General features: G+C 64.2%; 4 protein-coding genes. 3 read left to right on the forward strand and 1 reads right to left on the reverse strand.

All coding sequences use genetic code 11. The annotated features are described in order from the left end of the window. From EOA75_RS26555 to EOA75_RS26565, 3 genes are all read left to right on the forward strand, one after another. Positions 1 to 1687: AMP-binding protein (locus EOA75_RS26555; protein WP_127325545.1), on the forward strand; the 1687-nt coding region annotated here is incomplete at its 5' end. 122 nt (positions 1688 to 1809) lie between these two features. Continuing rightward, the gene (locus EOA75_RS26560; protein ID WP_127325546.1) at positions 1810 to 2889 is read left to right on the forward strand and encodes an acyltransferase; all 1080 of its coding nucleotides are present in this window, start codon (positions 1810 to 1812) and stop codon (positions 2887 to 2889) included. 247 nt (positions 2890 to 3136) lie between these two features. Further along, complete coding sequence (locus tag EOA75_RS26565) at positions 3137 to 3853, forward strand: metallophosphoesterase family protein (RefSeq protein ID WP_164747572.1); 717 nt, start codon at positions 3137 to 3139, stop codon at positions 3851 to 3853. A gap of 30 nt (positions 3854 to 3883) precedes the next feature. Here EOA75_RS26565 and EOA75_RS26570 read toward each other — a convergent pair whose 3' ends face one another. Further along, positions 3884 to 6265, reverse strand: coding sequence for a polysaccharide biosynthesis tyrosine autokinase (locus EOA75_RS26570; protein ID WP_127216403.1), 2382 nt, complete (start codon positions 6263 to 6265; stop codon positions 3884 to 3886). Between the last annotated feature and the right edge of the window lie 263 nt (positions 6266 to 6528).

The raw sequence follows: 6528 nt of genomic DNA on the forward strand, positions 1-6528 counted from the left end.
GATCCATGACAGCGCGATCACCGGCACGATCCGGAAATTCACCTATGCCGAACTGAAGCGCGAGGTGGTCGCGCTCGCCTCTGTCCTCAAGAACCGTGGCATCGGCAAGGGAGATCGGGTGATCATCTACATGCCGATGGTGGCGGAAGCGGCGATCGCCATGCTCGCCTCGGCCCGCATCGGCGCCGTGCATTCAGTGGTGTTCGGCGGCTTCGCCTCGCATGAGCTCGCGACCCGCATCGACGACGCCAGGCCGAAGCTGATCATCACCGCTTCCTGCGGCCTGGAGCCGGGACGCGTCGTCGCCTACAAGCCGCTGCTCGACAAGGCGATCGAGATGTCGAAGCACAAGCCCGATGCCTGCCTGATCCTGCAGCGCGAGCAATTGCACTGCGAGATGAAGGACAATTACGACATCGACTATGCCGATGCGGTCGCCCGCGAGCGCGCCGCCGGCGCCAATGTCGACTGCGTTCCGGTCTTGGCCACCGACCCGCTCTACATCATCTACACCTCCGGCACGACCGGGCAGCCGAAGGGCATCGTGCGCGACAATGGCGGTCACATGGTCGCGCTGAAATGGACGATGGAAAACGAGTTCGGCGTCAACCCCGGCGAGGTGTTCTGGGCGGCCTCGGACGTCGGCTGGGTGGTCGGCCATTCCTACATCGTCTATGGGCCGCTTCTGCATGGCTGCACCAGCGTGCTCTTCGAAGGCAAGCCGATCGGCACGCCGGACGCCGGCACCTACTGGCGGGTGATCTCGGAACACGGTGTGGTGGCGCTGTTCACGGCGCCGACCGCCTTTCGCGCCATCAAGGGGCAGGATCCGCGCGGCGAGTTCGTGCCGAAATACGATCTGTCGAAATTCCGCACGCTGTTCCTCGCCGGCGAGCGCGCCGACCCCGAGACCATCAAATGGGCAGAGCAGAAGCTCAACCGTCCGGTGATCGACCATTGGTGGCAGACCGAGACCGGCTCGCCTATGACCATCAACCCGGCCGGGCTCGGGCTTTTGCCGGTGAAATACGGCTCGCCGGGCGTGCCGATGCCGGGCTACGATATTCGTATTCTCGACGATGCCGGCCACGAGGTGCCGCGCGGCACGCTCGGCAATGTCGTGGTCAAGCTGCCGCTGCCGGCAGGCTGCCTGCCGACGCTCTGGAACGCCGACGCCCGCTTCCGCCAAGCCTATCTCGAGGAGTTCCCCGGTTTCTACAAGACGGCCGACGCCGGCATGATGGACGAGGACGGCTATCTCTACGTCATGGCCCGCACCGACGACATCATCAACGTCGCCGGGCACCGCCTCTCGACGGGCGCGATGGAGGAGGTGCTGGCCGCGCATCCGGACGTCGCCGAATGCGCCGTGATCGGCATCGCCGACGCGATGAAAGGCCAGGTGCCGCTCGGCTTCGTCGTGCTCAACGCCGGTGTGGCGCGCGACACCGGCGCCATCGAAAGCGAGGTGGTGGGCCTGGTGCGCGAGCGGATCGGACCGGTCGCAGCCTTCAAGACGGTGGTGACGATCAAGCGGCTGCCGAAGACGCGCTCCGGCAAGATCCTGCGCGGCACGATGCAGAAGATCGCCGACAAGGAGGAATGGACGATGCCGGCGACCATCGACGATCCCGCGATCCTCGACGAGATCACGGCGGCGCTCAAGGGGCGCGGCATCGGGATCTAGCCGCTCGCGGGATCGCAACGCGAGGGCAGCCTCACGAATGCATCCTGCGCTGCAATCGACTGTTGTGCAATGCAGCAGCACCCCCTAGAAGTCTGCCCGGGGGGCCGTTCCGAAGGCACGGCATGGCTCAGCACAAGACCACATTCGGCGGCGTCGACATTTTGCGTTTCTTCGCCGCCGTCATGGTGATGTTCTATCACTACGGCTTCTGGGTATGGGCGTTTCCCGACGGCGTGTCGGCGCGCTCGACCGGCGGCATCCCTGCCCATCCCGAAATGGCGTTTGTCGGCTCCGGCTGGGTCGGCGTTCAGGTGTTCTTCGTCATCAGCGGCTTCGTCATCGCATTCAGCGCCGAGAATTCGACGCCGCTGAAGTTCTTCGAAGCCCGTGTCAGACGGCTGGCGCCGGCGGTCTGGGTCTGCGCGCCCATCTCCGCGATCGTGCTGCTGATGGTCGGTCTTTCCTGGCCGACCGATGCCGTGGTGCGACTTGCCCGCACGGCGCTGTTCGTGCCGTTCGAGCCATGGGTCGACAGTATCTACTGGACGCTCGGCATCGAGATCGCCTTCTACGCCATCGTCTGGACCCTGCTGCGGTTCGGCCGATTCGACCTGATGGAAGCTGTCGCCGTCATCATCGGCCTGCTCAGCACGCTGTTCTGGTGTCTCTATTTCGCCTTCGGCTGGACCGATCTCGCGGAGGCGCGCTGGCTGCAGCTCACCCTGGTGCATCACGGCGCGTTCTTCGCGGTCGGCGTGCTCATCTGGCTGATGCGCTTCAAGGCGGTGACAGCGGCACGGCTCTGCTTCTCGGCGCTGTTTCTCGCCGGCGGAGCGCTGCAGATCGTAAGCTCGGTCGACGTGCACAGCATCAAGGTGGAAGCGGCGATGCCCTATGCGCCGCCGATCATCATCTTCCTGGCCGCGGTAGCGCTGATGGCTTGGTCGCTGCGCCTCAACCTTTCCTGGGGCGGCTGGCGCCGGATCGGGCTGATGACCTATCCGCTCTACCTCATCCACGATGTCGTCGGCGCGGCGCTGCTCGGCGTCCTGATCCGCGCCGGCGTGCCATACCTGGTTTCGATCCCGATCGTCGGCACGGCCATGATCGCGGCAAGCTGGCTGGTGGCGGCCGAGGCCGAGCCGCGCGTCCGCATGCTGCTCGACCGCACGCTTTTCCGCTATCGGCTCAAAGCGGCCTAAAGCGCATCGCGCTGAAACGCGGTCAGGCGACGCTTTTCGGGGTATTGATGCACGTCGTTTTGCCAAGACCGCTGCGCCTTTTTGGCGATGTGCATCGAGCAGCCCGGTGTGGAAATGCTTGCATTCGACATGATATCGAGGCTTGGTCCACGCTGCGTGGCATGACCCTAGCTTGAGTACCGAGCCTCAATCCGTGAGCCTGTTCCAACGATCGAGACGACCCCGGCCCTTGCCGCGCGAACGGCTGATGATGGACATGCGGGACACGGTGGTCTACGCGATCGGCGACGTGCATGGCTGCTACGACGAGCTGCGCACGCTGGAGCAGAAGATCGAGCTCGACGCGCTGCAGTTCCGCGGCCGCAAGATCATCATCATGCTCGGCGACTATGTCGACCGCGGGCCCAATTCGCGGCGCGTGGTCGAGCATCTGATGGCACCGCCGCCAGAAGGTTTCATGCGCGTGTGCCTTGCCGGGAACCACGAAGTGGCGATGCTCGCCTATCTCGACGGCCATCTGTCACTGGAGCCGTGGCTCCGCGTCGGCGGACGGGAAACGCTGTTCTCCTACGGTATCGATCCCGACCGCCTGGCCGATCTCTACGGATCGAGCGAAGAGGTAGACGAGCGTATCCGGGAGGCCATTCCGGCCACCCACGTCGCCTTCATGCGCACGCTGCCGGTGATGATCTGTTCGGAGCGGTTCCTTTTCGTCCATGCCGGCATCCGGCCCGGCATCGCGCTCGAAGCGCAGGACGAGGCCGACCTGCTCAACATACGATCCGAGTTCCTGGCGGCCGCGCACCGCCTCGATCGCTGGGTCGTGCACGGACATACGATCGTGGACGTTCCGACGCTCGACGGGCGGCGGCTCGGCATCGACACCGGCGCCTTCCAGAGCGGCCGGCTGACCGCCCTCAGGATCGTCGGCAAATATGGGCGGCTGCTGTCGACCGGAGAATAACCGCCGCGGCTTTTCGTCGGATGAACTGCTTTAGGCGGCCTGCTTGGCGCGCGATTCCGACTTCTCGAGGTAGTAACTCGAATAGCGGTCGAAGAACTTTTCCGAACCGCCGAGAGAGCCGTATTTCGCCAGTTTCTTCAGCTCGACCTTGTTGAGCACCGCGCCGGTGATCTTTTCGGCGATGTAGGGTTCCGACTCCAGCATCGAGCGCACCATGGCGCGTGGCGTGCGGCCCCACTCGGTGACGAGCACGAAGCCGTCGACCAACGGCGCGAAGGCCTTGGCGTCGACCACCGGGCCGAGCGGCGGTAGGTCGACGATGATGTATTCGAACGTCTCCTTGGCGTTCTCGATGAAACGCCGCATGCCGGCGGAGCCGAGAAGCTCGCTGGTGTGCGAGAACTGGCCGCGCACCACGGCCGGGATGATCGCCAGCTTGGTCTGGCGGTCGACCTTGCCGACCGACTGCCAGGTCTGTCCATTGACCACCGCCTCCATCAGCCCGTGCTCCGACTCCATGCCGAGGCTGCGGCTGAGGCCCGGATTGCGCAGGTCGCCATCGATCAGCAAAGTCTTGGCGCCGTTGGCGGCGAGCAGACCGGCGAGGTTCGCCGCAACCGTCGACTTGCCTTCGCCGGGCAGGACGGAGATGACGCCGATCACCCGGCTGCCCTTGTCTTCCATCACCACGTCGAAAGCGATCTTGGCGTTGCGGAGCGTCTCGGCGAACATCGAGGCCGGCGCATCGAGGCTCACCCGCATGCGCGCCCGTTTCTCGGCGGCCGACAGGCTGGTGACCTTGCCGTCGGCCGGCAAGTCGTCCGGCTTCGACTCCTTGGCCTTGCCGCCACCGATCGTCGGCAGATAGCCGAGGAACTTCAGGCCGACACGGTCGCGAATGTCCTCGCCTGTCCGGAAGAAGCGCTCGTTGAATTCGTTCAGGCCTCCGCAGCCGGCGCCGAGCATGAGGCCAAGCACCAGCGAGAGCGCCAGCACGCGCAAGGTGCGCGGAGCCGAGGCGGTGAGAGGCATCGACGCGTCAGAGATGATGCGGACCTTGCCGACCGGGAATGACTGCTGCTGCGACGCTTCCTCGTAACGGCTAAGGAAAGTCTGATAGAGCGTGGTCAGCGCCTGCGCCTGCTGATCAAGTTCCTTCAGCCTGACCTGCGACTGGTTGTCGATCGAGCTCTTGCCTGCCTGGGTGGCGATCTTCTCCCTAAGCGCGGTCTCGCGCGCCTGCGCCACCTGATAGTCGTTTCGGTAGCTCTCGGTGATCTGTTTCAGCTGTCCGAAGATCTGCGCCGAGACGTCGGCCTTCTCCTTGGCCAGCGCAACCGCCTGCGGGTGATCCTTGCCGAAGTTGTTCTCGACGTCCTGCAACCGTTTCGCGATCGCGAGATAGCGGGTTTTCAGCGCGATGATGACCGAGCTGCTCGGCTGATCGGCCGCTATCGCGGAATCGTTGAAGGCGCTTTCGGAGCCGCTGTCGACGATCGCCTTGTACTGCTGGTAGCGGGCGCTGGCGCGGGCTGTATCGGCCTGCGCGACGATGAGCTGGGCGTTCAGGTCGGCGAGTTGCTTGTCGCTGAGCAACTGGCCGTCGCTGTTTGCGGAAAGCCCGTGCTCGGCCCTGAACTTCTCGACCGCCAGCGCAGCTGCCTGCGAGCTTTCGCGCAGTTCGGTCAACCTGCCCTGCAGCCAAACGGCCGCGCGCTCGGTGGCGTCGAAGCTGGCGTTGAGCTGGTCGGCAAGGTAGGCGTCCGCATAGGCCTTGGTGATGGCCGTGGCCAAAGCCGGATTGGTCGACTGATAGCCGATGCTGATGACATTGCTGCGGCCGTTGCGATCCGCCATCAATCCGGTTTGCAGCACGAGAACCGCGTAGTCATGGGTCGCCGCCTTCATCATGGCTTCGCGCGTTGCGGCATCGACATTCTCGATCCCGGGGATTTGGTTGCCGCCGCCGCTGCGGAAATAGCCGACGATGCCGCGCAAGAATCCGATTCCCTGGGCCAAAGCCGATTGCGGCGGGTTCATGAATTCCTGGTTCTGGTCCAGCTTCAGCTTGTCGACCACCTCCGATGCCAGCCGCGCCGAGTTGAGTATCTCGATCTGGCTGAGGATCGTCGCGTCCGTCTGCTGCGTGGCACTGACAGCCGAAATGTCGTCCACGACCTTGTTCAGGCCGTCGTCGATCAGCACGCTCGCAAGGGAGGTGTATTGCTTGGGCGTCGTCTGGAGATAAATCACACCCAGGAATAGACCGATGACGGCGCAGACCGCCACCACCTTGGCCTGCCGGGCGGCCATGCCAAGCAGACGCTCGATGTCGATGAAGTCTTCACCCTTTTCCGGTTCGGTGGTGGGCAATGGCATCCTCTTGTCGAGAGGAAAGTTGGCATAATTCATCGTCGGTCCAATTCCAGGTTGCAGGCGCTACCGGCCTTCGAAGAGTGTCGTCGTTACCAGAAAAGGCCACGCAACATTCGTGCCACGGAGCGCCCGGCCAAGAAGGCCAAGCGCTTGCGTGGCTGTCGCGCCATCGCGATTTCGCATATGCACCCAAAATTTGGGCATTATGCGGCTACTTCCCGGCGCTCGTGCGACCGGACGAATTGCTGCAGCATTTCGAAGACAGGTCCTTTCATGTCGTCGCGCGCCAGAGCACAGGC

The organism is Mesorhizobium sp. M1A.F.Ca.IN.022.07.1.1 (genome assembly GCF_003997575.1).
GTDB lineage: Bacteria > Pseudomonadota > Alphaproteobacteria > Rhizobiales > Rhizobiaceae > Mesorhizobium.

Excerpts from the sequence above, each read along its gene's own strand:
- EOA75_RS26560 (WP_127325546.1), top strand. The coding sequence starts at position 1,810 with ATGGCTCAGCACAAGACCACATTCGGCGGCGTCGACATTTTGCGTTTC.
- EOA75_RS26565 (WP_164747572.1), top strand. The coding sequence starts at position 3,137 with ATGATGGACATGCGGGACACGGTGGTCTACGCGATCGGCGACGTGCAT.
- EOA75_RS26570 (WP_127216403.1), bottom strand. The coding sequence starts at position 6,265 with ATGAATTATGCCAACTTTCCTCTCGACAAGAGGATGCCATTGCCCACC.